Genomic DNA, 23,823 nt, shown 5'->3' with positions numbered 1-23,823 from the left:
TCATAACAGAAAATGGCTGCGGCATGGCAAGTGCACAAGCTGCCGTGTTGCTAAACTGCCTAAATGCGCGTCCGGTGGTTTACTTGGCAGGACTGTTGAGCGCAAGCTCGCCGCGATTCCACCAGCCGCCGCCCAGAGCCTGGAACAAGGCCGCCGTATCGGCGAAGCGCTCTGCCTGTGCCTGCGCCAGGCTGATCACCGCTTGTTGGTAAGCCTGTTGCGCGGCCAATAAAGTCTGCGGGCTGGTCTCCCCAAGCTGCACCGACCTGCGTGAAATTTCCAGGCTGCGCGCTGCTGCACGTTCGGCGGCGTCTTGCGCCTGCAAGGCGTCAGCATCGTATTGCAAGGCACGCAAACTGTCCGCCACATTCTGGAAAGCCAGGATCACCGTACTCTTGTACTGCGCGGCCGCCTGCTCCAGCAACGCTTCGGAGGCGCGCTTCCTGTGCAGCAGCGCGCCGCCGGCAAATAAAGGTTGCGTCAAGCCGCCCACCAGTCCCCACAAGCCGGTGCCCGAAGTAAACAGGTTCCCCATTTCCGCCGCCGCGCTGCCGATATTCGCACTCAAGGCGATCTGCGGCAGCATGTTCGCAGTAGCGACGCCGACCGCGGCGCTGGCCGCATGCAGCTGCGCTTCCGCCGACCGCACATCCGGCCGCTGCCGCACCAGGCTGGACGGCAGGCTGAGCGGCAGCTTCTGCGGCAGGCTGAGGCTGGCAAGGTCGAATTTCTGCTCCAGCTCCTGGCTCGGAAATCGCCCTGCCAACGCGGTCAGGCGATCGCGCTGTTGCGCCAGCGATTTCTGCAGGGGCGGCAAACCGGCCTGGGTCTGCGCCAGCGCCGCCTGCTGCGTCAGGACGTCGGCCTGGGCGACATCGCCCAGTGCATACTGCCGCTGCAACAGCTCCAGCAATTGTTCCTGCACTTTGAGCACTTCCTGAGTCGCTGCAATTTGTGCCCGCAACCCGGCCTCCTGCACCGCTGCTTCCACTACATTTGAAGTCAGCGTCAGGTACGCCGCCTCCAGCAAGAATTTCTGCTGTTCCGCCTGCGCCTGCAAACCCTCGACCTGGCGCCGGTTGCCGCCGAAAGCATCGAGCGTGTAAGAGACGCTGACCTGCGCCGTATGCAGATTGAACGGCGAGGCGCCCTGCCCGGCCGATACCGGCTGCTTCTGCCGGGTCGGCGCCAGGCTGGCGTTGACGCTCGGCAGGAACGCGCTCTGCTGCGCCGACACCTGCTCCTGCGCCGCACGCAATGCGGCTTGCGCCGATTGCAGGTCGGGGCTGGCTTTCAGGGCTTCCTCGATTACGGCATTCAAGGACGGCGAATTGAACAGCGTCCACCATTGGGCCGGAATGTCCATGCCTTCGACAAATTGCTGCGCATCGCCCCCAAGCGTAGCCGCGGAAGAGGTTTTTTGCGGCAATGGCTCCTTGGTATATCCCTGCACTTGGGGTGCATCCGGCTGCTTGAAATCCGGTCCGGCCGCGCAGCCTGACAGCAACACCGCCAGCGCCGACATCTGTAGTTTCAATTTGATTGCGTTCATTCTTCACCTGCTCAAGATTTGGTCGGTTGCGCGCTAGCGGCCGTCATTTTCCTTGCTGATCCCGCGCCGTTTTTCAATCCAGCTCTCCAGCGAATAATAGAAGGCCGGCAGGATGAACAGCGTCAGCATGGTGGCGACAACCAGGCCGCCCACCACCACAGTCGCCAGGCCACGCTGGACATCGGTGCCGACGCCGGTAGCCAAGGCCGCCGGCAACATGCCCACCGATGCCACCGTGGCCGTCATCAGCACCGGCCGGAAACGTTCGTAGGCGCCCGCCAGGACCGCATCCAGCAAGGCCATGCCCTGGCGCCTGACGCGGTTGATATTCGACACCATGATGATGCCGTTCTGCACCGTCACCCCGAACAAGGCGATGAAGCCGACGCCGCTAGCGACGTTGATGGTGCCGTTGGTGACGCGCAGCGCAATCAGGCCGCCAAGTGCGGCCAGCGGCACCACACCCAGGATCAGCAGCGCCTGGCGCAACTTGCCGAATCCCGCATACAAGATGATCGCCATCAATCCCAGCACCAGGCCGAACACCAGTATCAGGCGCGACTGCGCGCGTTCCTGGTTCTCGAACTGGCCGGCCCATTCGAGGCGGTATCTGGTTTTATCGAAATGCACTTTCTGCGCCACCTGCGCCTGCGCATCCTTGTAGTACGACAGCAGGTCGCGGTCCGCATAGTCGAGCCGCACGGTCAGCTGGCGATGCGTGTTTTCATGGGCGATGGTGCTCTCGCCGGTAGTGGTGCGGATATGCGCCACCTGCGACAAGGGAATGCGCGCGCCGCCGGCTGCCGTCAGCAGCAATTGGCCCAGCGCCTCCGGGTTGTTGCGGCTGCTCACGGGGAAACGCACCGTAACGTTATGCACCTTGTCGCCCAGGTACAGCTGGGTCACCGGCGCGCCGCCGATGCCTGTCTGGATAAGGCTGGCGACATCGGCGACGTTGATGCCGAGGCGAGCGGCGGCGGCACGGTCGATATCGATCGCCACCTGCGGCACCGGCGGCTCCTGGAAGATCGCCACATCAGCCGATCCCGGCACGCCGTTCAGCACTTCGACGATCTGGCTGCCAATGCGCCGCAGTTCCCTGAAATCGTCGCCGTACACGCGAATCACCAGAGGGCTGTGGGCGCCGCCCACCGCATCGTTGACGCCATCGCTGATCGGCTGGCTGATGCCGATTGAAAAGCCGGGCAGCTGCGACAGGCGGGCGTTGAGCCGGCGCACGAACTGTTCCTTGGTTTCGCCGCTGGCCCAGCTACTGTAGGGCTTCAGGCCCACCGGCACTTCCATGTGCGACGGCGTCCAGGGATCGGTGCCGTCGTCGCTGCGGCCCAGTTGGGTAACCGCATAAGACACTTCAGGAAACTCCAGCAGGGTACGCCGCAATTCGCTGGCCATTTCGCTGCCTTTTTCCAGCGACAGGCCGGACGGCATCTGCACCTGCAGCCACAGCGTTCCCTCATCCAGGTTCGGCATGAATTCGCGGCCGGTGGCCGCGCCCAGCACGATGACGCCGGCCAGTGCCGCCGCCCCGATACCATAGGAAACCGCAGGATTATCCAGCAAGCGGCCCAGGGTTTTACGGTAAGCGGCGCCCAGCCATTCCAGCGGCTTGTTATGGAAAATCCGGCGCGGCTTGCGCAAAGCCATGTAGGCCAGTCCCGGCACCAGCACGATGCTGCACAATAAAGCCCCGATCAAGGCATAGGCCACGGTGAAAGCCATGGGCGAGAGCAGCTTGCCTTCAGCGCGTTCGAAAGCGAACAGCGGCAGATAGGCGACGATGATGATCAGGGTGGCGAAGAAAATCGGCCGGATCACTTCGGTAGTGGCGTCGCGTACGTCGGTCTCGGTCAGTTCCGCATCAGGCTGCGCTTCGCGCCGCCGCAAGATCGCTTCGGTGACCACGATCGCGCCATCGACAATGATGCCGAAATCGATCGCCCCCAGCGAAAACAGATTGGCCGGCATCTTGGTCAGGTACATCATGATGAAGACCGTCACCAGTGCCAGTGGAATCGTCACCGCGGCGACCAGCGCGCTGCGCGGGCTGCCGAGAAACAGGATCAGCACGATGCAGACCAGGCCGATACCTTCCATGACGGTATGGCCGACCTTGTGTATGGTGAGCTGGATCAGGTCGTCGCGATCGATGTACGGCACGATCTTGACGTCCATCGCCGCCAATTGCGTTTGCAACTGGTCCACCTTGGCGTGCACGCCCTTGATGACTTCCGAGGCGTTCTGGTATTTCAGCAGCTTGACCACGCCCTGGATGGTGTCGGGATTATTGTCCTTGCCAAGGATGCCCTGCCTTTCCTGATGGCTGTATTGCAGCTTGCCCAGGTCGCGCACCAGCACCGGCACGCCGTTGGTCTGCTTGACCACTACGTTGCCGAGATCGGTCAGGCTGCGCATCAGGCCGATGCCGCGCACCACGTATCCCTGCTCGCCGCGCGTGATGCGGCTGCCGCCGGCGTTGGCGTTGTTGTTGCTGATGGCGGTAGTCACGTCGGACAGGGAAACGTCGAAACGTTCCAGCTGCTTCTGGTCGACTTCCAGCTGGTACTCCATGGTCAGGCCGCCGAAATTGCCGACCTCGGCGATGCCAGGCACTTGCTGCAGTTCAGGAATCACGATCCAGCGCTGGATCTCCGACAGCTCCATCAGGTTCTTGCTGTCGGACTCCAGCGTGTAGCGGTAGATTTCACCGGCTGGACTGGTCACCGAATCCAGGCTGGGCGTTATGCCGGCCGGCAGCGCCGCTTGCGTCATGCGTTCGGTGACGCGCTGGCGCTGCCAGTAATCTTCGGCGCCGTCCTTGAATGTCAGCGTGATCAGCGACAAGCCGAAAGTACTTGACGAACGCATATGCACCAGGCCAGGCGTACCGCTCAGCTGGCGCTCCAGCGGGATGGTGATCTGCTGCTCGATTTCCTCAGCGGCCAAGCCCGGCGCCTGGGTCGTCACCTGGGCAGTGACATCGGACAGCTCGGGATACGCCTCGACCGCCATCCGGGTCCAGGAATAATAGCCGAACAGCGTCACCATCAATGTCACCAGGATGACCGCATAGCGCTTCTGCAGGCAGTAACGGACGATGTTGTTAATCATTGAGCAGCACTCCGCCCTTGGTCACCACGCGCTCGCCGACCTGCAGTCCGCTCTGGATGCGCACGCTGCCGTCTTCCTGGCTACCGGTTTCTATGGCGCGGCGGACAAACGTCCAGGGCGCCACTTCGACGAATACCGTGGTGTTTTCGTTATTCATCAGCAGCGCCGACGGCGGCACCGCCGGCGCCGCAGCCTGGGCCACGGCAAAAGACACATTGGCAAACATGTTCGGCTTGAACCTGCCGTCCGCATTGGGCACGCTGATACGCACCAGCGCCCTGCGCGTATCAGCCTGCAGCACGTCGCTGACGAACGATACCTTGCCTTGGAACCGTTCACCGGGATAAGCCGGCAAACTGATGCTGGCCGCCTGCCCTTTCTTGATCGACGACAGCATGTTTTCCGGCACGTTGGCGGTAATCCAGACATTCTCCAGGTTGGCGATCGTCATCAGGACGGCGTTCGTATCGTTGGCCGACTGTCCTGCGCTGACAGCCAGTTCAGTGATGCTGCCGGGGTTCGGCGCAACCAGGTTGAGGCGCTGGCCGCTGCGGTCGGCAGCACTTGCGCCGCTGGCGCTCAGCGATTTGAGGCGGGTATCGGCGCTGGCGAATTCCGCCTGGGCCTGGACATAAGCGCTTTCCGCCTGCTCCAGGTCTTTGGCCGCTCCGGCGCCAGCCTGCTGCACGCCGCGCTGCCGCTCCAGCGCGCGCTTGGCCAGCTGCAGCGCATCGCGGGTCTTTTGCAGCTCGGCGCTAGCCTGGGCAAAATCGCCGGACGTCATCACCAGCAGCAGCTGCCCCTTGCGCACGCGGTCGCCAAGGCCGACCTTCAATTCCAGCACCTTGCCGGCCACCGGCGGCACGATATTGACGGTGCGGGCAGGGTCCGCCTCCACCTGCGCCGGCAGTTCCAGTGCATGCGCCGCGTCCAGCGCCGCCACCGTTTGTACGGCAAGGCGCTGCCGCAACGGCGAATGTTCCGGGATCGTGATGCGTTCGCCTTGCCTGGTGAAATTAGGAGCCGGTTGCGCGCCGGCAGCGCCCGCGGACGCCTTGCTGTCGAATACGACGAAGGCCAGCCTGCCGGCAATCAGGATGACGATGGCGAGAGTCATCAGGGGTTTTCGCTGGAAAATATTCTTGTTCATGATCGTGCTCGTGTTAAGAGATTGTGGTTCACGTCAGCCCCTGGCTAGATCGCCATGCAGAGGGCGGAATGCTGTTTTTTTCAACCGGGATAGTTGCCGGACATTGCCGGCGGCACCGGTTTGGGTCAGCGCGGCTGAAGAGCGGCGCAGGGAGCTCGCGTGCGGCGGCATGCCAGGCATGTCGTCCGCCGCAGCTCCGAAGGTGGATTCAGTCCCACCAAACTGGGACCCGCACAGGCTACCGGGCTATCCTGTCAGGAACCTGAAGGAAAGCTGACAAAATCCTGACAATGGGAATTCTCCACACACGAGAGCCGAAGTTCGCCGCCAGCACCGCTGCAATCACCGAATCTGGTGGAACCACTCCCCTGCCTTTCATCACGCCATTGGAAGTACCGTCGGCGATGGCCGACATTCAGCCTTGCTTGAACATGACCAGCGCCAGTCTCCAAATGGATGTAATTATTTGCATCATTGCTTGGCAGGCAAACATTCACAGGTATAGTTAGCCCAACCCAACAACATTAGAAAAAAACCATGAAACGTTTGCTCTGCGCAATTGCCCTTGTCGCCGCCGGCGCTGCCGCGGTATTGCCAACCCAGGCGATGGCGCAGGTCGGCGTCAACATCATCATCGGCACCCCGCCGCCACCGCCAAGATACGAAGTGGCGCCGCCGCCGCGCTACGGCTACATGTGGGCGCCGGGATACTGGAATTGGGACGGCCGCCGCCATGTCTGGTCCGGCGGCCACTGGGAACGATCACGCAACGGCTATATGTATAACCGGCCGGAATGGCGCCAGGGGCGGCACGGCTGGGAACTGCGCCGCGGCGGCTGGCAGCGCGGCGGCGATCATCGCGGCGGATATGACGGCAGGCGCGATCATCACCGCGGCGATGACCATCGCGGCTACGACCGCCGCGACAACGACCGCCATCACCGCTAACCACTACGCCATACGACAACAGGCAAAGGCAGAGCCTGCGCCTGGATTCACAGGAGCATCAACTTGACGACAGCCATGACAATCCACAAAATCCTCGCCGCTGCCGCACTGCTGGCGGCGGCCAGCCTTGCCGCCGCCCAGGCGCAGGAAGCCGGACCGCGCGCATCGCTGGATACCGCCAAACCGCAAGCCGCCGACGAATGCCGGCGCCTGCAGGACCGTATCAGCGAACTCGACAGGATGGACGATGAACGTATCGCCCGCGCCGGGCGGACCGGTGCGCAGCAAAGCCCGGTCCAGACCAAGGAATGGATAGACAAGGAACGCAAAGACGCCAAGACAAAAATGTTCTTCGCCAAATGCTAGGTTAAATCAGCCGCCTGGCTCCAAAGACATCGCCGGTGTCAGCCGGCGCCGGGCGCCCGCGCCGGCTGGTTGATATCGACGCCATCCCAATACTCCATGGTGGCTGACTGGCGATAACTTTCCCCTGTCAGCCTCACGCTGACCCGCCCCGTTTCCGGAAACACCGCCACGTCGTTGCGCTGCGGATTGCCCAGCACCAGGTAGCGACAAGGCGCGGATGTGTGGTTGACCAGGCAATGGCCGACTTTCTGGCCTGCCGGAAAACAGGCATAGTGCCCGGGCGACAGTTCGTAGCTCTTGGCGCCGAGCTGCAAAGTGAGGCTGCCTTCAAGGATGAACAGGTGCTCCTCTTCAAGCAGGTGGTAATGCGACTGGTTGGCTTGCTTGCCGGGCTCCAGCACCTCCATCGACACGCTCAGCTGGGAACCGCCGCCGAATGAACTCAGGTGCTGGAAACGCATGCCAAAACGCTCCCCGCGTGAAGCTTCTTCCCATGGCACGCTGCCGACATGGAATGGTTCGAATACCCCTTCGGCATTCACTGAGGTGGTTTTTTCGCTCAATTCACTACTCCCCGCCCTGCATGGCGATATACGTTGAATGCAAATTTAGCACAGATCACCCACGCCGCATTCCTCGCCCGGCGCAACATCGGGCAGGCAGCGCAAAGTTCAAGTAAACTTGAAGCCAATGACATTTCGGGAACATCTGATGAGCGAGATACTGATCACCATCGGCGAACTGGCAAAACGCTCAGGCGTGGCCGCCAGCGCCTTGCGCTTCTATGAAGAACAGGGATTGCTGAGCAGCACGCGCGAAAGCGGACGGCAGCGCCAGTTCTCGCGCGACGTATTGCGCCGGGTCGCCTTCATCCGCGTGGCGCAGACGGTAGGCCTCAGCCTCGAGGAAATCAAGGACGCCCTGTCCACGCTGCCGCAAAAACGCACACCGACCAGGCAGGATTGGGAACGGCTCTCACGCTCCTGGCACCCGCTGCTGCAGCAACGCATAGACACCCTGACCGCGCTGCGCGACCAGCTTACCTCGTGCATCGGCTGCGGCTGTCTTTCGCTGAAAAAATGCGCGCTATACAATCCCGACGATGCCGCAAAACGGCGCGGCGCAGGACCGCGTTATTTGTTAGGCGACAACGCGGCGATGGTACTCGCTGACGACGACTCTGGCGAGCAGGCTGACGCTATCCAGGTTTATGCCACCGCTGCAGGCGGATTGAGGCGAGAGTAGATCCAGAAATCGCGCGGACTGCCTCGCACCATGCGGAAACTGCGCAACAGCCCTTCGCGCTGGAAGCCGCATTTTTCCAATACCCTGACAGACCGCGCATTGGTGTCAAGCGCAGTAGCCTGGATCCGGACCGCGCCGAGATGCGAGAATCCCCATTCGACTACTGCATTGCATGCCGCTGCCGCAATGCCCTTGCCCCATACATCGGGGGCAAGGTCGTAGGCGATTTCAGCGGTCCGGTTCAGTTGCGATACGCTATGGAAACCGATAGTGCCAGCCAGCGCGCCGGAGTCGCGCCGGATAATCGCCAACCGCCTCTCCGCCCCAGGGTCAGAGGATTCCATGGCATCGAATTTCAACTGCAATTCGTCCATTGAGGCGAGACGCCAGCTGGTATGTTCCAGCACATGCGGCATGGTCAAATACGCATACCAGGATGGCGCATCGGCGCGGCTCAGCGGACGCAGAGAGACGAGTTCATGTGCGAATTCAGGCAGATCGATATATCGCATAAATTGAATTTGACAGGAATGAGGCCGTTTTCATGCATTAGAAACCAGCCGTTGCTCCCATCCTATGGCATTTCATCCAGGCCGGGAAGTCACTCGCCCGACTTGAATGATTCCAGCTCTCCGGTGTAACGCTCGGTACGGACGCCGCCATTCCCATAATATTCTTCTACCGATTTGACCCAGCGTTTAACTTCCGGCACATACCAGAATGCCTTGTAGGTTCTGCCGGTCGCCGGCTCGGCTGTCGTCTTTTGTACCTGGGTGACCATGGTGGTGCCGCCTTGTCCTGTCTGCGCCCCTTGCACGATTCTTTGAGCGGGCTCCATCTCCGCATTCCAGCGGCCTTCTTCTTCAATCTTGATTGCCTTGAATTTTCCCGCCGGTACTTCAACCGTTTCGAAGCCGACCACCGTAAACTTCTGGCTCCATTGCTCAAACCTGTGCGCCTTGTTCGGGTGCTGCTCGGTGTATTGGACTTCCCAGGTTTTCCCGGCATTCAACGGAAATGAAAGCGGTTTATTGACCACCATCTCCTTGCCGTTCACGTCGCGGCTGCGGCTCCAGTCGGTGCCGGCAAACAAGTCATTGGCAGCTTGCGTCGATCCGCTTTGTTTTGTCGAGTAATAAATGCTGGAAGACGTGACATGGGAAACCGTGACTTCGGAACGGCTCTGGCTCCAGCCGGACGATCCTTTCTCCACTGTAGTCCGGTAAGTCCAGCTGTCGCCCGCCTTGACCGACGGAGCATCGACGGATTGCGCAACGCAAGGCAATGCAAGGGCCGCGCCAATCAAGCCTAGAACGATGTTTTTCATGGAGGAAGATTGTGATTGAGAAAAATGCATCATATCGGCTCCAATTCTCGACGTCACCAAGCATATGCATACGGAAACATTTAGAAACAACTTTGTTTCCGAATAGAAAAAATGGCAATTTATACTTCGGGTCGCAAATCGAACTCCCTACACAACAAACAACAACAAAAAGGCAAATTTATGCGTCCCTATTTTCGGTCGGTACTGGTGCTCGGACTTGTCGCGATATTGTCGGCATGCGGCGGCGGCGGTGATTCCGGCAGCTCGGCGCCAGGCGCCAATCCAACCACCACCAGCAGCACGCCGCCAGTCGTTCCAAACGGGTCCAGCGTGACCATGACGCAAAACAGTTCAGTACTGGTGCCCGCCGGCACCACGATTAGCGCTCCCAATGGCAACGTCGTCACAATCAACGGCACTTCCAATACCGTCTATACCCAGGCCGGGGCGATCGTCAGTGTGCCAGCCAACGCCACCGGCCCAGCCAACAACCTGGTAACTACCGGGCCGGCGGCAAATGGCGCTCTTGCGACCACGGCGGCCACGGTTAGCGTGATAGCCGGTTCGGCCACGGCTAACCAGGCCCCGGTCGACGGCACGGGAACAGCGGCCGTTTTTTGGGGCGGCGGGCACTTGGCTCTTGACGCCAGCGGCAACATCATCGTTTCCGACCGGGGAGCATTGAGAAAGGTGACGCAAGCCGGCATAGTGACCACGCTGGTTCCACTCTACCTGCCGGCAGACTGGGAAGGGATCGCCATCGACAGTAGCGGAAATATCTACGGAGCGGGCTCTTCCGCACAGCTGGTATCGACATCTCCTGCCACGTGGGGTGCATCGATTTACCTGTTGCCTGTGGCGGGAGCGGTCAAGACCATTGCCCTGAACTGGGAAACTTCCACTACCAGCTCCGCCATCGGCTTTGGCGGCATTGCGGTTGACAGCAACGGAAATCTATATCTGGCAGACGGGTTGAATAACCGTATCATGAAATTCAGCGCGAGCGGCGTCATGTCGGTCTTTGCAGGAAGCGGTACAAGCGGCGGCGGCGATGGGATCGGCACCGCGGCAACGCTAAATAATCCGACGGATTTGGTAATCGATACCGGCGGCAATCTGTATTTTACCGACTCGACCACCAATCCGGGAAAGTCGACCATCCGGAAAATCACGGCCGGCGGCACAGTCAGCACTATCGCGACACTGGGGCACTTGAGTGGTCCGATTGCCATTGACTCATCTGGCAATATCTATACAACTGACGGTTTTTCAAACATAGTCCGCCTGGACTCCAGAGGGAATGTCACGACGTTCAGTACGGGCATAACCTCGGGCTTTATCAGTTCGCTGGTCGCAGACAGCGGCGGGCACCTATATGCCGGCACCCGCGGCAACGGAGCACAGATCCTGAAAATATCTTTTTGATTTTTTGGCTGCCGCACCGAGGCCGGGTTAGATTTTCACCTGGCCTTTTCAGATAAAAACACTTCGGCCTCACAGCCTGTCGGGCAACGGCCGAAGATCATGGGATCCGGCCACCGGGGAAAACTAAGCCATGGTGATCGCTATGCCTATTTTTCGATAAGGCGCGATCAGGCTTTCGGACGCTCCTGCGCTAACCACGATGCCGCTGACCTGAGTCAAGGGTGCAATCTGGAACGGCGATGCGGTATCCAGTTTTTCCGGCGACGCCATCACGATGGTCTGGTCAGCCGCATTGCACAGCGCGCGCTTGACGCTAGCCTCCTCAAAATCACCGGTGCTGATGCCCGCCTCGGGATGCAAGCTGCACACCCCCATGAAATACAGGTCGGCACGGATCTGGCCGATGGCTTCGATTGCGTTCGCTCCGACGTTGACGATCGAGTGCTTGAACAGGCGGCCGCCGATCATGATCACGTCAATGTGGGCATGCTCAACCAGCTCCAGCGCGATCGACGGACTGTGCGTCACCACCGTTGCCCGCAACGCTGGCGGCAGCTGCCGCGCCAGCTGCACCGCGGTGGTGCCGCCATCGATGAACACCACCTGCCCCGGCTGGATCATGGCGGCAGCGGCGCGGCCGATGGCGGATTTGGCGTCGCTTGAAATCTGCTGCCGCTCAGCGAAAGGAGCCATCGCCGAGGACGCCGGCAAGGCGCCGCCATGGACCCGCTGCAGCAGGCCCTCCTTCGCCAGCTGGCGCAGGTCGCGCCGGATAGTGTCTTCCGACAGCCCGAGCTGCTCGCTCAACGACTTGGCGACGATCTGTCCGTCGCGCTTCAGGATTTCCAGCAAGTGTTGCTTGCGTTGCAGGGTCAGCATAATTTTCCACACATGGTTTGCACGTTTTTTCTTGATATTTAACGATATTGCATGATAAATTCTCCGAACGCAAGCCCGATGCAACACCAACAGGAGATCCGCCGTGCAAGATGACAGAGTCAAGATCCGTAAGGTTGAAGTATTGTCGAACGACTGGTACCTACTGCAGAAAACCACCTTCGATTACCGCCGCAGCGATGGCAGCTGGCAAACCCTGACGCGCGAAACCTATGACCGCGGCAACGGCGCCACCATCCTGCTGTACAACCGCGAACGGCGCAGCGTGATCCTGATCCGCCAGTTCCGCTTCCCCACCTACGGCAACGGCCATGACGGTTTCCTGATCGAAACCGCGGCCGGGCTGCTGGACCAGGCCAGTCCCGAAGAGCGCATCAAGGCCGAGGCGGAAGAAGAAACCGGCTATCGGGTGACGGAAGTGCGCAAAATATTCGAAGCCTTCATGAGCCCGGGTTCCGTCACCGAAAAACTGTATTTTTTCGTGGCCGAATATGATCCAGGATCGCGCGTCAGCGATGGCGGCGGCTTGCATGCGGAAGGCGAAGACATCCAGGTATTGGAACTGCCGCTGGAACAGGCGCTGCAGATGATAGGCAGCGGTGAAATCGCCGACGGCAAGACCATCATGCTGCTGCAATACGCGCAATTGCATTTGCTGCCGCCGCCCATCGTCGCAAATTAAGTTTATGATGCTTGCCCGCCCGGCAGTTCCGGTCGTCCTGGAAAATGAAAATCCCAATGGCTCTTGACGATTCACGCAATTTCAGAATAGACCTGCTCAGAGGGATTGCCATCTTCCTGGTCCTCATCCTTCACTTCCATTTGTCCTACGCGCTCACCGACAGTCCGCTCAACCTGCTGTTGTCCAGGGAAGCAATCAAGGCGGTTGCGGTTAACGGCAACTATGGCGTCACGATGTTTTTTGCGATCTCCGGGTACCTGATCACTTCGACTGCGGTCAAACGCTACGGCAGCCTTGGCAATATCGATATCCGCAGCTTCTATGTCTTCCGCCTGTCGCGGATCATCCCCTGCCTGCTGGCCGCGCTTGCCGCCATCGTCATCCTGGGCTTGCTCGGCCAACCGGCATTCATGAATTCGTCCGCGGACGGCTGGCCCGACGTCGGCTATCCGCTCGCGGTCCTGTCTGTCCTGACCTTCTGGCACAACGTGCTGATGCAGCATGCCTGGTATTTCAACTATGCGATGAACATCTACTGGTCGCTGTCGGTGGAAGAGGTGTTCTACCTTGTCTTTCCCGTGCTCTGCTTCGGCTTGAAACGCGAATGGGCGATCGCTTCGATATGGATCCTGGCGATTGCGGCAGGCCCGGTTTACCGCAGCTTCCACGCCACCGATGAAATCTATTTCATGTATGCCTATGCAGCCTGTTTCGACGCCGTGGCCTTTGGCTGCTGCGCAGCCTTGTTTGCGGGCCGGCACAGTTTGCAGGGGAAAGCCGGAGCGGTAATCCAGGTCGCCGCCGCCTGCCTGGTCGCCGTCACTTATGTGCGCGGCATCAATGGCCATGAGGTGTTTGGCTTCAGCCTGGTCGCGGCCGGCACCGCGGTGCTGCTGGCCGGATCCGGCAGCCGCGCCACACCCGCCTGGCTGCGCCGCAACCGGCTGCTCGCCGGAGTGCGCTGGCTGGGCAGGCATAGCTACGAGCTGTACCTGTTCCACATTATCGTACTTGGACTGATGCGCAGCGCCGTACCGCGCGGGACCATGGGCTATGCCTACAAACTGCCGCTGCTGGCGCTGTTTCTGGCTGTCTCGGCAATCGTCGCCGGCCTTGTCGCCCGCTTCTATTCGGAACCGGTCAACGCCAGGCTCAGGGCGGCATTCCTGGGCGTCACGCAACAGCCGTCGGCGGTCAGGCCTTGAGCGTCAATTTCATCATGAGCACTTCGGCGTCCGATTCAGCAGCCGCCGGGACAAACCCCAGGTCAGAATAGATCGCGAAGGCGGCAAGGTTGTCGCGATAAACGCGCAGCGTCACGGCCTCTGCCGCAGTGGCGCGGCGCGCTTCGTCGATCAGCAGGCGGCATAGCGCCTTGCCCATGCCTTTGCCGCGCGCCGCCGGAGCCACGATAATGCGGCACAGATGCGCCGTGCCCGGCTGGCGCAGCCGATACTGGCCGAACCCTAGCAGCTCGGCATGCGCGTCATGGAGCGCGTAGCTGGCGCCGCGCTCCACCGCCAGCAGCCGGGGCAACGCGCCGGCGTCGAACGGATACGCCAGCTGCGGACCGGCCCAGCGCGTGCACGCCGCGGCATCAGGGATCCATCCGGCGATCGCGGCGTAATCGGCTGCGACAGGCGGTCTTAACTTTAATTCTGTCATACGCTCTCTTCCAGACAACAAACCCAAAATGGCCAAAGCATGTTGCCATGGAAAAATTGGCAAAGCAACATCGAGCGCTGCGGGCGCAGTCGATATTCCAGCCTGGGTGTAAGCTGAGGCGTGGAAATCTACGCATATCGTGCGCACTCCCGTAAGGAAATCCAGGCATCGCCGACTAACCATCAGCTCCGCAAAAACTGATCATATCGAAGAGGATGGGCGTCATGAGAAACTTATCAACTGAAACAAGGCAACCGGCAACCATGGCGCTCTGGGCCAAGGGACTGCTGACGGCGTGCGGACTCGGGTTGGCATTGCTGCTTGGCCTGAATCCCGCATTCTCGTCGGAGGCGGCCCAAGTCGTGCCGCCGCCTGCCAGCGACGAACCGGTGTCTGCCGCGGCACATTCGGAAACTGCAGTGTTCGCCGGCGGCTGTTTCTGGGGCGTGCAAGGCGTGTTCCAGCATGTGCGCGGAGTGACGGACGTGGTCTCCGGCTACGCCGGCGGCAGCCGCGATACGGCCCGCTACGAACGCGTCAGCGAGGGCGATACCGGGCATGCGGAATCCGTGCAGATCACCTACGATCCTGCCCAGGTCACTTATGGCAAGCTGCTGCAGATATTTTTCTCGGTCGCCCACGATCCGACCGAGCTGAATCGCCAGGGTCCGGATTCCGGCACCCAGTACCGGTCTGCCGTGTTTCCCGCCAACGACATGCAGCGCAAGCTGGCGCTGGCGTATGTCGGGCAGATAGATAAAAGCAAGGTATTCGGCAAGGCGCTGGCGACACGGGTAGAGCCCTTCAACGGTTTCTATCCTGCCGAGCCATATCATCAGAATTTCCTGGTGCACAACCCGAGCTATCCTTATATCGTGGTCAACGACCTGCCGAAGATCGGCGACCTGAAACGCCTGTTTCCAGCCGTGTACCGCGCCCAGCCGGCGCTTACCAAGGTCGCATCGCGCTAGGGCGTGTTCACACTTGATTTGGGAGTGCGAACAGGCCTTAGATCGGAGATTCAACTTCGGATTGGCGCGCCGTATGTGATAAATTTGGTGCGGGCAATTGATTGCCCCTACTTTTTTATCACATCCGGATTGAATCAATGACCAGACCTAAGCCTTTTTCGATGATACGTGAATTCCATCTCGCCGATTGGTTCACGCTCAGCAACGCGTTCTGCGGAGTCGGTTCCCTGTTTTCCGTGATGACTTACCTGCAGACGCGCGAAGTGCTGCACCTGCTGCTGGCGTGCAGCCTGATTCCGGCGGCACTGGTGTTCGACGTGCTGGATGGCCGCATCGCCCGCTGGCGCGCTCAAAGCTCGGCCATGGGGCGCGAACTGGATTCGCTGGCCGACATCATCTCGTTTGGCGTGGCCCCGGCAATCATCGCCTACGGCTGCGGCATGCAGGGGCTGGTGGACCGCATCATCCTGGTGTTTTTTGTCGCTTGCGGCGTCTCGCGCCTGGCGCGCTACAACGTCACCTCCGAAAAGCTTGCCGAAGGCGGCGACAAAGTGAAATATTTCGAAGGCACGCCGATCCCGACTTCCCTGCTGCTGGTCATGGTGCTGGCCGCCGCTGCCTGGCACGACGCCGTGGGCGAACAGCTGTGGCTGGGCGTGGTGTACGTCGCCGGCTTCCAGTTCCACCCGCTGGTACTGATGTTTGCCGTGTCCGGGGCCCTGATGGTCAGCCGCATCCGGATTCCAAAACTGTAAGCCCGGCCGCGGGCGGCGGATGCGGTGCGATAAAACCGCCGAAGGCTCCCACTAGCGCGCGCAATAGGTCTACACTCCTAGTGTGGTGTTTCGCAAGCCATTCGATGCAGCGCCACGCCAGCCAGCGCAACACGGGAGTGACATCATGACCGACATTGATCCCAAGAGCAGTTTCCGGGGACTGCCGTTGACTCCGGAGCAAGATGCAGAAGTGCGGCACTACATCACGGTAAAAAAACGCCATGGCGAGCCGTGGGATACGCCGGAGCTGAGCGCCATGCTGAAAGACATGCTGGAGCCGCCGGGCGACGACGAGGAAGAATTCGGCGACGGACTGGATCCTGCCATCGCGGCCGCTGAGCGCGCGGCGGCGCTCAGCGACGACATAGTCGATCCCATCGAAGCCAGCGAGGAGCGCAATGCAGCGATGGAATCCGAAGTCATGAAAACGCGGCTGTATTAAGCCGGGACGGCGTATCGGCAGCACTGCCGCCCAGTTTCCCGAGCACCTCTCCAGCCTGGCCTTGATGACAAATCATCATTTGTCACTTTCGTCATGGAACTATTCCGGCATTCTGCCGCCATACATAACATGCCTCCACAAAATCGTGACTACGACTTTGCCGCTGATGCGTTGTTTCTGGACTTCGACAATACCCTGGTCGATTTTGCCCCGCTGCCCGAAAGCGTGGTGCTGCCACCGGATTTGATAACAACCTTGCAACGGCTCCAACATGCTGCAAACGGAGCGCTGGCCATTGTCAGCGGCCGTCCGTTAAAGCAGATCGACCATTTCCTTGCACCGCTGCGCTTGCCCGTGGCCGGCGTACACGGCGCCGAGCGCCGCAGCGCCGACGGCCGCATGACGCAACTGGCGGTCCCCGACATTGAACGCTTGCTGACCTGCCTGCAACCGCTGACGGCGCAGCATGCGGGCTTGCTGCTGGAAGTAAAACGCGGCGCGCTGGCCTTGCACTACCGGCGCGCTCCGCACCTGGAACAGATCTGCGTCGAAGCAATGAACGAAGCCCTGGCCCATGAGCAAGGATTTTCGCTATTGCGCGGCAACATGGTGGTCGAAGCCAAGGCCGCCGACGCCGACAAAGGCAAGGCGATTGCTGCCTTCATGGAAGAAGCGCCGTTTGCCGGCCGCCGTCCGATTTTCATCGGCGACGACATCACGGATGAAATCGGTTTTGCCTGGGTCCAGTCGGAACCGGCAGGCGGCCTCGGCATCAAGGTCGGCGACGGCGCCAGCCTGGCGCGCGCGCGTATCGCCAGCCCCGCTGCGGTACGCAGCATGCTGGCGCAAGTTCTGGAACAACAATAAAGTCGAAGGAAATCATGACCAAGCCACCCGCAGAAACGTTGGCCGCTGCCGCAGTGATCGAAGACGGCGCAATACCCTCCACCTCCTCTCTCGACCTCGGCGTCGTCGGCAATTGCGCGCTGAACGCCTTGATCGATAAGCTGGGGCGCGTAGTCTGGTGCTGCCTGCCCCGCTTCGACGGCGACCCGGTGTTCAACGCCTTGCTCGATCCCAGCGAAGACGGCAGCTTGTGGAGTTTCCAGCTGGAGAATTTTTCCCATAGCGAGCAGTGGTATGAACCGAACACCGCCGTGCTGCACACGCGCCTGTTCGACACCCTGGGGCAAGGCGTGGAGATTACCGACTTCGCTCCGCGCTTTCCCAGCCGCGGCCGCTACTTCCGCCCGCTGACCCTGGTGCGCCGCCTGCATCCGCTGAGCGGCGCGCCGCGCCTGCGCGTATTGCTGCGGCCGCGCTTCGACTGGGGCCGCGAGATACCTGTCATCACGCGCGGCAGCAACCACCTGCGCTATGTCGGCTCGGAACAAACCCTGCGCCTGAACACCGACGCGCCCATCAGCTACCTGCTGGCGGAAACCGCGTTCGTCGTCAGCCGCCCTTACAACTTTATCCTGGGACCGGACGAAACCCTGCTCAACGGCATCGGCGACACCGCCCGCACCTTCGAGCAGGAGACCCTGGCTTACTGGCGCAGCTGGAGCCGCGCCCTGGCGACGCCGCTGGAATGGCAGGCCGCCGTGATCCGCGCCGCGATCACGCTCAAGCTATCGCTGTGCGAAGACACCGGCGCAATCATCGCGGCCATGACCACCAGCGTGCCGGAAGCGCCAGGCAGCGCGCGCAACTGGGACTATCGCTATTGCTGGCTGCGCGACGCGTTTTTTGTGGTGCGCGCGCTCAACAGCCTGTCCGAACTGGGCACCATGGAAGACTATCTGCGCTGGCTCGGCAATGTCGTGGTCAGGAGCGCCGGCGGCCATGTACAGCCCTTGTACGGCATCGGCCTGGAAGAAGCGCTGCCGGAAATAACCCTGGACCACCTGCCCGGTTATCGCAATCACGCACCGGTGCGCGTCGGCAACCAGGCTTACGAGCATTTCCAGCACGACGTCTACGGCAATATCGTGCTCGGCGCGGCGCAGTCGTTCCATGATGAGCGCCTGCTGCACCGTTCCGGCGTTGAACAGTTCCAGCATCTGGAAGCCTGCGGCGAACGTGCCTTCACCTTGTATGACCAGCCGGACGCCGGCATGTGGGAGTTGCGCACCCGTTCGCGCATCCATACCTCGTCGGCACTGATGAGCTGGGCCGCCTGCGACCGCCTGGGCAAGATTGCCGCCAAGCTGGAACTCCCCGAACGCGCCCGCTATTGGCAGGAGCGCGCCGCAACCATCGGCCAGCGTATCCTGAGCGAAGCCTGGAACGAGGAGCGCCAGGCTTACGCCGAGAGTTTCGGCGGCCGCGACCTCGACGCCAGCGTGCTGCTGATGGTGGAAGTCGGCCTGGTAACGCCGACCGACAAACGTTTCATCGCCACCGTCGACGCCCTGGAAAAATATCTGTGCGACGGCCCTTACATGCGGCGCTACGAAGCGCCCGACGATTTCGGCCGGCCCGAAACCGCGTTCAATATCTGCACCTTCTGGCGTATCGACGCGCTGGCGCGCATAGGCCGCAAAAAACAGGCGCGCGAGATTTTCGAGACCATGCTGGCGACCCGCAACCACCTCGGCCTGCTATCGGAAGACACGCATCCGGTCACCGGCGAGATGTGGGGCAATTTTCCACAGACCTACTCCATGGTCGGCATCATCAACTGCGCCATGCGCCTGTCTGCAGCCTGGGAGAGCGCCATCTGAACATCTTCCGGCTAGTGCCCCTCAACCACAACAAGAAAGGAATCCGCCCATGCCCCGCCTGGTCGTAGTATCCAACCGACTCGCTGACCCGCGCAAACCCGCGGCAGGAGGTCTGGCGGTGGCGCTAGGCGAAACCCTCAAGAAAACCGGCGGCCTGTGGTTCGGCTGGAGCGGTACCGTAGTCAAGGACGGCACGCCCGGCGAAGGCGAACTGCGCGTGCACCAGGCCGGGCCGGTGACGCTGGCCGAAATGGACCTGTGCCAGGAAGACCACGATGCGTATTACCGCGGCTACGCCAACGGCGTGCTGTGGCCGATATTCCATTACCGGCTGGACCTGGCCAACCTGGAGTCCGGCTACCTGAGCGGCTACCGCCGCGTCAACCACCTGTTCGCGCGCAAGCTGATGCCGCTGCTGAAACCGGACGACCTTATCTGGATCCACGACTACCATCTGATCCCGCTGGCGGCAGAACTGCGCGCCATGGGCTGCGGCAACAAGATCGGCTTCTTTTTGCATATCCCGCTGCCGCCGCAGCAGATCCTGGCTGCCATCCCATCGCACGAATGGCTGATGCGCGCCCTGTTTGCCTACGACCTGGTGGGTTTCCAGAGCGAGGCCGACCTGCTGAATTTCGCTCACTACGTGAAAGCCGAGGCCACTGCTGAAACCGTCGGCGTCGGCCAGTTCCGCGCCTTCAACAGCACGGTGCAGGCCGGCGCGTTCCCGATCGGCATCGACATCGACGACTTTCATCGCCTGGGACGGGCGCGCGAATCGCAGGAAACCTATGAAACTACCTGCCGCGAATATTCGCGCCGGCGGCTGCTGATCGGAGTTGACCGCCTCGATTATTCAAAAGGACTGCCGCAACGCATCCGCGCCTTCGGCGAACTGCTCAAGGAATACCCGGAGAACCGGCATAGCGCGACCTTGCTGCAGATAGCAGCGCCCAGCCGCGAAGATGTCGACGCCTACAGCGACATCCAGCATGAACTGGAAAGCCTGTGCGGCGCCATCAACGGCAATTACGGCGACCTTGACTGGATGCCTATCCGGTACATCCATCGCGCCGTGGCGCGGCGCCGGCTGCCAGGCTTGTACCAGGCTTGCGACGTCGCGCTGGTGACGCCGCTGCGCGACGGCATGAACCTGGTCGCCAAGGAGTTCATCGCGGCGCAAGATGCCGCCGATCCGGGAGTGCTGGTGCTGTCGCGTTTTGCCGGCGCCGCCGAGCAGCTGAAAGAGGCGTTGCTGGTCAACCCCTACGACATTCCCGGCACGGCGCAGGCCATCCAGCGCGCCCTGCAAATGCCGCTGGCAGAGCGCCAGGCGCGCCACGGGGCGCTGCTGGAAAATGTGCGGAAATACGATGTGCACTGGTGGTGCGGACAGTTTCTGGAATCGCTGGCGAACGTGCGCTGACGGACGGCAGGTATCCAATAGTTGGATATCTGTATTTATTTCAGCAACACTCTTGGCAAAAACAGAAATTTAGGAGGATACTGATCGATGCCGGGACGCAGCTTGTTTTCGGCCCGACCCTCGGCGCTATGTTAAATAGCGTACAGAAGCATTTTCCTGGCGCTACTAACCTTGGCCCGTAGCTAACACATTTGAAAGATCATCATGGCAACAGGTACAGTAAAGTGGTTCAACGACTCCAAAGGTTTCGGCTTCATCACGCCGGACGATGGCGGCGAAGATCTGTTCGCGCACTTCTCCGCGATCAACATGGAAGGTTTCAAGACCCTCAAGGAAGGCCAGAAGGTGTCATTCGATGTCACCCAAGGTCCGAAAGGCAAGCAGGCATCCAATATTCAAAACCCCTGAACCTCGATCACGAGCGCCAGGCCCCGAGAGCCGTTTTACAGCTCTCGAATGACATGCCTGGCGTCGAAAGACTTGCCTGAACCGGGCTGGACGCTTTCCACCGATTTGATGTATATGTGGATCGGCCGGTGGAGTTCAGGCTTGGCATGCAACAAACCGCACTGGGAGCAGCGGCACGCTTCCACAGCTGGCGCGTGCGCCAATACATTTACCCCCTTGTGCCCCCTCCCCAGCATTTCCCCACGTAATGACGCCCCGGAATACCAAAGCTGTTTTCAATGATAGACTTTGCAATCGCGACTCACCATCCTGCCCGCAAACCACATCATTGAGGACCGGCCAATGACACTCGGATTCCTGCTGACGACCTTGATCATTGTCGCATCGCCCGGCACCGGGGTGATCTACACCTTGTCCGCCGGCCTGTCGCGCGGAACAAAGGCCAGCATCCTGGCCGCCTTCAGCTGTACGCTGGGAATCCTGCCGCACCTCGGCGCCGCCATGTTCGGACTGGCCGCGATCCTGCACGCCAGGGCGCTTGCCTTCAACGCCGTCAAGTATGCGGGCATCGCCTATCTCCTGTTCATGGCCTGGAGTTCCTTGCGCGAGAAAGGCGCATTGCGGGTGGACCGCGTCGAAGACAAACGCTCCGACCTGCGCGTGATCGTCGATGGCGTCCTCGTCAACATCCTCAATCCGAAGCTATCCATCTTCTTCGTCGCGTTCTTGCCGCAGTTCGTCAGTCCCCAGGATACGCATCCGCTGTTGCGCATGCTGGAACTGTCCGGCGCCTTCATGCTGGCCACCTTCGTGATTTTTTCAGGCTATGGCGTGTTTGCCGCCGTGATGCGCGATCGCGTGGTATCGCGGCCGCATGTCATGACCTGGATGCGGCGCAGTTTTGCAGCGGCGTTTGGCGCCTTGGCGGTCAAGCTGGCGCTGACTGAGAGATAAGAAATTTTTCACGACAGCGCCGGCGCCCGCCGGCAAGCTGTCCGCCCCTCGATTTATTTCCTGGATTTGACGTATTGCAGCTCGCAGGTTTGCGCCGTCTGGTCTTTGAGGAAAAGTTCATTGCCGCTGGTGCATGACGCCATCCAGGTGCGCTTGTCGTAGGTAAGGCCCAGGAATATGGCAACTGCGATGATGATGCAACCTATGACAATAGCGATCGGTAATTTCATATAGCTCGGATACGGGCAGTGGATACATGTCGGCAGATACCACATGTTAATCCATTGCCGCCGCTGCTTGCGAACGAATATTTGATCCGTATTGCGTGCCTGCGCGCGGCGCAGTTCACTGGCGCGGATCGAGGCCGCTCTTGATCACGTCGGCGCGCGCCTCCGGCGAAGCCAGGTAACGAATCAATGCGCGCGCGGCGTCCGGATGTTTGGCGCCGACTGGAATGCCGGCCGCGAAAGTGGTGATGCTCTGGACCTGCTCAGGAATCCTGGCGACAAAATCGACGCCTTGCACCGGCAATATCTCGCTCACCTGCTGGAATCCCAGTTCGTACTGGCCGCCAGCCACCAGTGCAGCGACCGGGGTTTTCTGGATCATGCGGGCTTTCGGCTTGACCTGTTCTTCAATGCCCAGCTTCTTGAACAGCTCGCGCTCGATATAGACTCCGCTGGCGCTATCTGAATAGGCAATCGATTGCGCACCGAGCAAAGCCGATTTCAAGCCTGCCACCGTGCTGATGTCCGGTTTGGCGGCGCCGCTCCGGACCGCCATGCCAATGCGGGAATCCGCCAGATCGACGCGGCTGCCGGCAATCACTCTGCCTTGCTTGATCAATTCGTCCAAGGCATAACCGACCATGATCACGACATCAGCCGGTTCGCCCCGCTGCAGGCGGTTGGGAATCGCTTCCGGCGCCTTGCCCATGGAAGGTCCCCAGGCGGTTGCCAGCGCATGGCCGGTAGCCGCTTCAAATTTGGGCTGCAAGGATTTATAGGCGGCGGTAAAGCCACCCGAGTTCATCACATCGATTTCATCGGCTTGTACAGTGCTGGCGCACAAGGCAAGGCTGATCGCTCCAAGAGCGATCAGCCGGGACATGACAGGTTTGATATGCATGCTCGATATTATCCGCTGTTCCGGTTGAATACCGGCCTGCAATAATGAAGAATTATCTAATCGTTAAAATCGTCAGCCAACAGTGTAACGCCGTTGCGGCGTCCCGTTGCCCTGAGCTTGTGGGCAAGCGCTATCTGGATCTCGACCTTATGGCCGCGATAAGTCGCAAGCCGGTCTTCCGGTTGCGGCCCCGCGTAGAATTTATTATCCAGGCATTCCTTGGTGACATTGCATTTTGTCAGTTTGTTATCAATGACGACTGGAATGATGACGCTGTTGGAATTGGGATCGTGGACTATTGCACCGAGAAAGGAAATCCGCATTTTCTTCTCTCCTGAAAATAGGTGGTAAAACCAGCATTCCCATCCCAGCATTGAACAGTAACTGTCGCGCCAGCCTTGAAACCATGCGGACGCCTGCGATGGAGCTGATGGAATAAGACATCGCACCCGTTTCGCAAGTTCAAAATTTATGCGCATTTAGATACGCATTTAACCGCAGCCCAATACATCACGATCGATGTATTGAGCATTTACCAATATCCACACCGCGCAGCCGGCAAGCCGCGCGGCTTGGCTTTGGCCGGCCGCTTCAATTCAAAAGCAG

General features: G+C 60.5%; 26 protein-coding genes. 14 read left to right on the top strand and 12 right to left on the bottom strand.

From position 1 onward, the window contains the following. Nucleotides 1-79 precede the first annotated feature (79 nt). The 4 genes from V8G57_RS00495 to V8G57_RS00480 all read right to left on the bottom strand — a co-directional run bounded on the left by V8G57_RS00495 (nucleotide 80) and on the right by V8G57_RS00480 (nucleotide 6,246). Nucleotides 80-1,552, bottom strand: coding sequence for an efflux transporter outer membrane subunit (locus V8G57_RS00495; RefSeq protein ID WP_342827753.1), 1,473 nt, complete (start codon nucleotides 1,550-1,552; stop codon nucleotides 80-82). A gap of 33 nt (nucleotides 1,553-1,585) precedes the next feature. After that, nucleotides 1,586-4,681 (bottom strand): efflux RND transporter permease subunit, encoded by a 3,096-nt coding sequence (locus V8G57_RS00490; RefSeq protein ID WP_342827752.1) that lies wholly within the window; start codon nucleotides 4,679-4,681, stop codon nucleotides 1,586-1,588. Beyond that, nucleotides 4,674-5,831, bottom strand: a complete 1,158-nt coding sequence (locus V8G57_RS00485; RefSeq protein ID WP_342827751.1) for an efflux RND transporter periplasmic adaptor subunit — start codon at nucleotides 5,829-5,831, stop codon at nucleotides 4,674-4,676. Before V8G57_RS00485 ends, V8G57_RS00490 begins: the two co-directional genes overlap by 8 nt. Nucleotides 5,832-6,069: 238 nt before the next feature. After that, nucleotides 6,070-6,246, bottom strand: coding sequence for a hypothetical protein (locus V8G57_RS00480; RefSeq protein ID WP_342827750.1), 177 nt, complete (start codon nucleotides 6,244-6,246; stop codon nucleotides 6,070-6,072). A 122-nt stretch (nucleotides 6,247-6,368) separates the two neighbouring features. Between V8G57_RS00480 and V8G57_RS00475 the strand changes: the two genes are divergently transcribed. Beyond that, complete coding sequence (locus V8G57_RS00475) at nucleotides 6,369-6,779, top strand: YXWGXW repeat-containing protein (RefSeq protein WP_092399048.1); 411 nt, start codon at nucleotides 6,369-6,371, stop codon at nucleotides 6,777-6,779. A 75-nt stretch (nucleotides 6,780-6,854) separates the two neighbouring features. Beyond that, the gene (locus V8G57_RS00470; RefSeq protein ID WP_092399050.1) at nucleotides 6,855-7,145 is read left to right on the top strand and encodes a hypothetical protein; all 291 of its coding nucleotides are present in this window, start codon (nucleotides 6,855-6,857) and stop codon (nucleotides 7,143-7,145) included. A 38-nt stretch (nucleotides 7,146-7,183) separates the two neighbouring features. Here V8G57_RS00470 and V8G57_RS00465 read toward each other — a convergent pair whose 3' ends face one another. Then, nucleotides 7,184-7,708, bottom strand: a complete 525-nt coding sequence (locus V8G57_RS00465) for a cupin domain-containing protein (protein WP_342827749.1) — start codon at nucleotides 7,706-7,708, stop codon at nucleotides 7,184-7,186. Nucleotides 7,709-7,856: 148 nt separating this feature from the next. On the opposite strand from V8G57_RS00465, the gene soxR reads away from it, so the two are divergent. Continuing rightward, nucleotides 7,857-8,390 (top strand): redox-sensitive transcriptional activator SoxR, encoded by a 534-nt coding sequence (gene soxR, locus V8G57_RS00460; RefSeq protein ID WP_342827747.1) that lies wholly within the window; start codon nucleotides 7,857-7,859, stop codon nucleotides 8,388-8,390. Here soxR and V8G57_RS00455 read toward each other — a convergent pair. Together V8G57_RS00455 and V8G57_RS00450 are read right to left on the bottom strand one after the other, a co-directional pair. Next, nucleotides 8,354-8,902, bottom strand: a complete 549-nt coding sequence (locus tag V8G57_RS00455) for a GNAT family N-acetyltransferase (RefSeq protein ID WP_342827745.1) — start codon at nucleotides 8,900-8,902, stop codon at nucleotides 8,354-8,356. The two genes, soxR and V8G57_RS00455, sit on opposite strands and share 37 nt — an antisense overlap. 89 nt (nucleotides 8,903-8,991) lie before the next feature. Further along, nucleotides 8,992-9,717, bottom strand: coding sequence for a hypothetical protein (locus V8G57_RS00450; protein ID WP_342827743.1), 726 nt, complete (start codon nucleotides 9,715-9,717; stop codon nucleotides 8,992-8,994). A gap of 111 nt (nucleotides 9,718-9,828) precedes the next feature. On the opposite strand from V8G57_RS00450, the gene V8G57_RS00445 reads away from it, so the two are divergent. Continuing rightward, nucleotides 9,829-11,142 (top strand): hypothetical protein, encoded by a 1,314-nt coding sequence (locus V8G57_RS00445; RefSeq protein WP_342827742.1) that lies wholly within the window; start codon nucleotides 9,829-9,831, stop codon nucleotides 11,140-11,142. Between the two features lie 123 nt (nucleotides 11,143-11,265). Here V8G57_RS00445 and V8G57_RS00440 read toward each other — a convergent pair whose 3' ends face one another. Further along, a complete protein-coding gene (locus V8G57_RS00440) occupies nucleotides 11,266-12,021 on the bottom strand; it encodes a DeoR/GlpR family DNA-binding transcription regulator (protein ID WP_342827740.1) in 756 nt (251 codons plus the stop codon). A 103-nt stretch (nucleotides 12,022-12,124) separates the two neighbouring features. Here V8G57_RS00440 and V8G57_RS00435 point away from each other — a divergent pair, with 103 nt between their 5' ends. Next, nucleotides 12,125-12,721: an NUDIX domain-containing protein gene (locus V8G57_RS00435; protein WP_342827739.1), complete on the top strand. Its 597-nt coding sequence runs from the start codon at nucleotides 12,125-12,127 to the stop codon at nucleotides 12,719-12,721. Nucleotides 12,722-12,777: 56 nt separating this feature from the next. Continuing rightward, the gene (locus V8G57_RS00430) at nucleotides 12,778-13,926 is read left to right on the top strand and encodes an acyltransferase family protein (protein ID WP_342827738.1); all 1,149 of its coding nucleotides are present in this window, start codon (nucleotides 12,778-12,780) and stop codon (nucleotides 13,924-13,926) included. Here the strand turns inward: V8G57_RS00430 and V8G57_RS00425 are convergent. Beyond that, nucleotides 13,916-14,386, bottom strand: coding sequence for a GNAT family N-acetyltransferase (locus tag V8G57_RS00425; RefSeq protein WP_342827737.1), 471 nt, complete (start codon nucleotides 14,384-14,386; stop codon nucleotides 13,916-13,918). The two genes, V8G57_RS00430 and V8G57_RS00425, sit on opposite strands and share 11 nt — an antisense overlap. Before the next feature lie 224 nt (nucleotides 14,387-14,610). Between V8G57_RS00425 and msrA the strand changes: the two genes are divergently transcribed. The 8 genes from msrA to V8G57_RS00385 all read left to right on the top strand — a co-directional run bounded on the left by msrA (nucleotide 14,611) and on the right by V8G57_RS00385 (nucleotide 22,089). Next, a complete protein-coding gene (gene msrA, locus V8G57_RS00420) occupies nucleotides 14,611-15,357 on the top strand; it encodes a peptide-methionine (S)-S-oxide reductase MsrA (RefSeq protein WP_425458202.1) in 747 nt (248 codons plus the stop codon). Between the two features lie 137 nt (nucleotides 15,358-15,494). Beyond that, nucleotides 15,495-16,112: a CDP-diacylglycerol--serine O-phosphatidyltransferase gene (gene pssA, locus V8G57_RS00415; protein ID WP_092399068.1), complete on the top strand. Its 618-nt coding sequence runs from the start codon at nucleotides 15,495-15,497 to the stop codon at nucleotides 16,110-16,112. 145 nt (nucleotides 16,113-16,257) lie between these two features. Then, a complete protein-coding gene (locus V8G57_RS00410; RefSeq protein ID WP_092399070.1) occupies nucleotides 16,258-16,575 on the top strand; it encodes a hypothetical protein in 318 nt (105 codons plus the stop codon). 129 nt (nucleotides 16,576-16,704) lie between these two features. Next, a complete protein-coding gene (otsB, locus tag V8G57_RS00405) occupies nucleotides 16,705-17,442 on the top strand; it encodes a trehalose-phosphatase (protein WP_342827735.1) in 738 nt (245 codons plus the stop codon). 14 nt (nucleotides 17,443-17,456) lie between these two features. After that, the gene (locus tag V8G57_RS00400; RefSeq protein ID WP_092399074.1) at nucleotides 17,457-19,301 is read left to right on the top strand and encodes a glycoside hydrolase family 15 protein; all 1,845 of its coding nucleotides are present in this window, start codon (nucleotides 17,457-17,459) and stop codon (nucleotides 19,299-19,301) included. Between the two features lie 49 nt (nucleotides 19,302-19,350). Continuing rightward, complete coding sequence (gene otsA / locus V8G57_RS00395) at nucleotides 19,351-20,727, top strand: alpha,alpha-trehalose-phosphate synthase (UDP-forming) (protein WP_092399076.1); 1,377 nt, start codon at nucleotides 19,351-19,353, stop codon at nucleotides 20,725-20,727. A gap of 204 nt (nucleotides 20,728-20,931) precedes the next feature. After that, nucleotides 20,932-21,135, top strand: a complete 204-nt coding sequence (locus tag V8G57_RS00390; protein WP_092399078.1) for a cold-shock protein — start codon at nucleotides 20,932-20,934, stop codon at nucleotides 21,133-21,135. A gap of 342 nt (nucleotides 21,136-21,477) precedes the next feature. Beyond that, nucleotides 21,478-22,089 (top strand): LysE family translocator, encoded by a 612-nt coding sequence (locus V8G57_RS00385; protein ID WP_342827734.1) that lies wholly within the window; start codon nucleotides 21,478-21,480, stop codon nucleotides 22,087-22,089. A 53-nt stretch (nucleotides 22,090-22,142) separates the two neighbouring features. Here V8G57_RS00385 and V8G57_RS00380 read toward each other — a convergent pair whose 3' ends face one another. The 3 genes from V8G57_RS00380 to V8G57_RS00370 form a co-directional block, all read right to left on the bottom strand. Continuing rightward, nucleotides 22,143-22,319, bottom strand: a complete 177-nt coding sequence (locus V8G57_RS00380; RefSeq protein WP_342827733.1) for a hypothetical protein — start codon at nucleotides 22,317-22,319, stop codon at nucleotides 22,143-22,145. Between the two features lie 115 nt (nucleotides 22,320-22,434). Then, the gene (locus tag V8G57_RS00375) at nucleotides 22,435-23,199 is read right to left on the bottom strand and encodes a substrate-binding domain-containing protein (protein ID WP_425458209.1); all 765 of its coding nucleotides are present in this window, start codon (nucleotides 23,197-23,199) and stop codon (nucleotides 22,435-22,437) included. Nucleotides 23,200-23,273: 74 nt separating this feature from the next. Further along, nucleotides 23,274-23,540 carry a DUF1488 family protein gene (locus tag V8G57_RS00370; RefSeq protein WP_041741488.1) on the bottom strand — a complete coding sequence of 89 codons (267 nt, stop codon included), beginning with the start codon at nucleotides 23,538-23,540 and terminating at the stop codon, nucleotides 23,274-23,276. Nucleotides 23,541-23,823 lie beyond the last annotated feature (283 nt).

Origin of the sequence: Collimonas rhizosphaerae (assembly GCF_038896935.1) — a bacterium.
In the GTDB taxonomy this organism is placed as follows: domain Bacteria; phylum Pseudomonadota; class Gammaproteobacteria; order Burkholderiales; family Burkholderiaceae_D; genus Collimonas; species Collimonas rhizosphaerae.
This window is presented reverse-complemented; position numbering and strand designations above follow the sequence as displayed.